The organism is Tardiphaga sp. (assembly GCF_041424195.1).
Lineage (GTDB): Bacteria > Pseudomonadota > Alphaproteobacteria > Rhizobiales > Xanthobacteraceae > Tardiphaga.
Genome location: NZ_JBGMOE010000214.1, coordinates 1 through 3404 on the forward strand (window position 1 = coordinate 1; position 3404 = coordinate 3404).

3 protein-coding genes are annotated in these 3404 nt (G+C 63.7%); 2 read left to right on the forward strand and 1 reads right to left on the reverse strand.

All coding sequences use genetic code 11. From position 1 onward, the window contains the following. Positions 1–1637, forward strand: a 1637-nt coding sequence (locus ACEK02_RS29820) for a class I tRNA ligase family protein (RefSeq protein WP_371425049.1), incomplete at its 5' end; no start/stop codon positions are given. A gap of 94 nt (positions 1638–1731) precedes the next feature. On the opposite strand, the gene ACEK02_RS29825 is transcribed toward ACEK02_RS29820, so the two are convergent. Then, positions 1732–2337, reverse strand: coding sequence for a DNA-3-methyladenine glycosylase (locus ACEK02_RS29825; protein ID WP_371425050.1), 606 nt, complete (start codon positions 2335–2337; stop codon positions 1732–1734). Between the two features lie 100 nt (positions 2338–2437). On the opposite strand from ACEK02_RS29825, the gene lipA reads away from it, so the two are divergent. Then, positions 2438–3397, forward strand: a complete 960-nt coding sequence (gene lipA, locus ACEK02_RS29830; RefSeq protein ID WP_371425051.1) for a lipoyl synthase — start codon at positions 2438–2440, stop codon at positions 3395–3397. The last annotated feature ends 7 nt before the right edge of the window (positions 3398–3404 follow it).

Here is a 3404-nt window from a genome sequence, read left to right on the forward strand (position 1 = left end):
AGACCTATTACGAGTGGATGGAGAACATCCAGCCGTGGTGCATCTCGCGCCAGCTGTGGTGGGGCCATCAGATCCCGGCCTGGTACGGTCCGGACGGCAAGGTGTTCGTCGCCGAGACCGAAGAGGAAGCCGTCGCGAATGCGCTCGGCTACTACGTCGAGCAGGAAGTCATCACGGAAGAGCAGGGTCATGACATGGCGCTCGATCCCGACCTGCGCGCCGGCTTCATCACCCGCGACGAGGACGTGCTCGATACCTGGTTCTCATCGGCGCTGTGGCCGTTCTCGACGCTCGGCTGGCCGCAAAGCTCGGTCGACGTCGATCGTTACTATCCGACCAATGTGCTGGTCACCGGCTTCGATATCATCTTCTTCTGGGTCGCCCGGATGATGATGATGGGCATGCATTTCAAGAAAGAAGTGCCATTCCCGACCGTCTACATCCACGCCCTCGTCCGCGACGAGAAGGGCGCCAAGATGTCGAAGTCGAAGGGCAACGTCATAGATCCCTTGAACCTGATCGACCAGTACGGCGCCGATGCGCTGCGCTTCACGCTGGCCGCCATGGCCGCGCAGGGCCGCGACATCAAGCTCGCGACCCAGCGCGTCGAGGGCTATCGCAACTTCGCAACCAAGCTCTGGAATGCCTGCCGCTTCGCCGAGATGAACGAGTGCGTGCTGCCGGCGGGCTTCGATCCGACCAAAGCCAAGGAAGTGCTCAACCGCTGGATCGCGCATGAGACCGTGAAGGCCACGCGCGAAGTCACTGAAGCCATCGAAGCCTATCGTTTCAACGATGCGGCGGGCGCGGCCTATCGCTTCGTCTGGAACGTGTATTGCGACTGGTATCTCGAGCTCGCCAAGCCGTTCATGATGGGCGAGGACGGCCCGGCCAAGACCGAGACCCGCGCGATGGTCGCCTGGGCCCGCGACGAGATCCTGAAGCTGCTGCATCCGTTCATGCCGTTCATCACGGAGGAGCTCTGGGCAGTCACCGCGCCACGCGATGGTCTGCTGGCGCTGGCACCATGGTCCCGCAAAGCGAGCGGTCTGACGCGCGAGCAGGAAGCCCTGATCATCGCGACCGCCGCGAGCGATCCGATCGTCGCACCGATCCTGATGGGCGATCCCGAACCGGTCGCCGACTTCAAGGATGACGCCGCCGAAGCCGAAATCGGCTGGGTCATCGATCTGGTGACGGAGGTTCGTTCGGTGCGTGCCGAGATGAACATCGTGCCGGCGACATTGACGCCACTGGTGCTGGCCGGAGCGTCTGCGGAAACTCAGGCCCGCGCTCAACGTTGGAGCGATGTGGTGAAGCGCCTGGCGCGTCTCGGCGATATATCCTTCGCCGATGTCGCGCCGCAGGGCGCCGTGCAGCTCCTGATCCGCGGCGAAGTCGCAGCACTGCCGTTGAAGGGCGTCATCGATCTCGGCGCCGAGAAGACGCGCCTCGACAAGGAGCTTGCGAAAGCCGAAGCCGACATCAAGCGCGCTGACGCCAAGCTTTCGAACGAGAAGTTCGTCGCCAATGCGGCGGAAGAAATCGTCGAGGAAGAGCGCGAGAAGCGCGAGGCAGCCGAGGCCCGCAAGGCCAAGACGCTGGAAGCGCTGGAGCGTCTCAAGAACGCGGTGTGAGTTTGACCGTAGGATGGGTTGAGCGCAGCGAAACCCATCTCTTTCGCGCATGTGGGTGACGGGTTTCGCGAAGACGCGCTACCCATCCCGCGGCTCACACCCGCGGAAACGGCTTGCTGAGATACTTCGACCCGCGCACCCCATACCGCCACGGCAGCTCGACCGCCTTGGTGATACCGATGCGGATGCCGGCGACGACGTCCGGCGCCTCCGTTCGCGCATGAATGGCGATCGGCGGCTTGTCCAGCGCCAGCCCGTTATGGGCGATGCTGATGCCGAGCGCCTGGCAGACCTTGCCAGGTCCGGAACACAGCATGCGCTCATCCTGCAGCCCGCGCCGCAGCTGCATCTCGCCAATCCCGAAGGTCGGCTGCAGTGCCCGGATCAGCACAGCGCTGGCCGCCCCCTCGGCCTCGCAGACGAAGTTCACGCACCAGTGGATGCCGTAGGAGCGGTAGACATAGGCAAAGCCGGGCGGCCCGAACATGATCTGGTTGCGCGGCGTCGGTCCATTGAAGGAATGGGCCGCGGGCTCGGTGTGATGATAGGCCTCGACCTCGACGATCTCGCCACCGACGCCATCCACCAGGAGCGTCGCGCCGATCAGTTCGGGAGCCACATCGTGCACACTCCGCGCAAAAAAGCTGCGTTTGAGTGCCTTGCCGAGCTTTTGAGGGATTTGGTGAGGTTTTGGAGCCATTCTGCCCGCTATGTTATGATGCAGAGCCGGGCAAGGCGAGGGCGGGTTGCAGGACAGGGCCCGGCGGATTACCTAAGGCTTCACTCAGAACGGACAGTTCATGGTCGTCGTCCTCGATACCGTCTCCACCACACCGCTCCGCCCGCGTCACCCTGAAAAAGTGAATCGGCCGGATTCGGTCTCGCCGCCGAAGCCGGACTGGATCCGGGTTCGCGCGCCGACCAGCCGTGGCTACGGGGACACTCGCAAGATCGTCAAGGAAAACGGCCTCGTCACCGTGTGCGAGGAGGCCGGCTGCCCGAATATCGGCGAATGCTGGCAGAAGAAGCATGCGACCTTCATGATCATGGGGGATACCTGCACCCGGGCCTGCGCATTCTGCAACGTCAAGACCGGCATCCCCGGCGCACTCGACGCGCTGGAGCCTGCCCATGTCGCCGAAGCCGTCCGCAAACTCGGCCTGCATCATGTGGTCATCACGTCGGTGGACCGCGACGATCTCGCCGATGGCGGCGCCGAGCATTTCGCGCAGACGATTCGCGCCATCCGCGCGGCGTGCCCGACAACCACCATCGAAATCCTGACGCCGGACTTCCTGCGCAAGCCGGGCGCTCTTGAAGTCGTCGTCGCGGCCAAGCCGGACGTGTTCAACCACAATCTCGAGACCGTTCCGTCGCGCTATCTCACGGTGCGGCCCGGTGCGCGCTACTTCCATTCGCTCCGCCTGCTGCAGAAGGTCAAGGAACTCGACCCGACCATCTTCACCAAGTCCGGCATCATGGTTGGCCTCGGGGAGGAGCGCCACGAGGTGCTGCAGGTGATGGACGACATGCGCTCCGCCGATATAGACTTCCTGACCATCGGCCAGTATCTGCAGCCGACCCGCAAGCATCACGTGGTGTCGCGTTACGTCACGCCCGATGAGTTCAGCGGCTATGAGAAGGTCGCCTATACCAAGGGCTTCCTGATGGTCTCCGCAAGCCCGCTGACGCGCTCGTCGCATCACGCAGGCGAGGATTTCGCCAAGCTGCAGGCAGCGCGCGCCGCTCTCGCGCGCTGAGAACGCG

Coding starts and splice junctions, on each gene's coding strand:
- ACEK02_RS29825 (WP_371425050.1), bottom strand. CDS start 2,337: ATGGCTCCAAAACCTCACCAAATCCCTCAAAAGCTCGGCAAGGCACTC.
- lipA (WP_371425051.1), top strand. CDS start 2,438: ATGGTCGTCGTCCTCGATACCGTCTCCACCACACCGCTCCGCCCGCGT.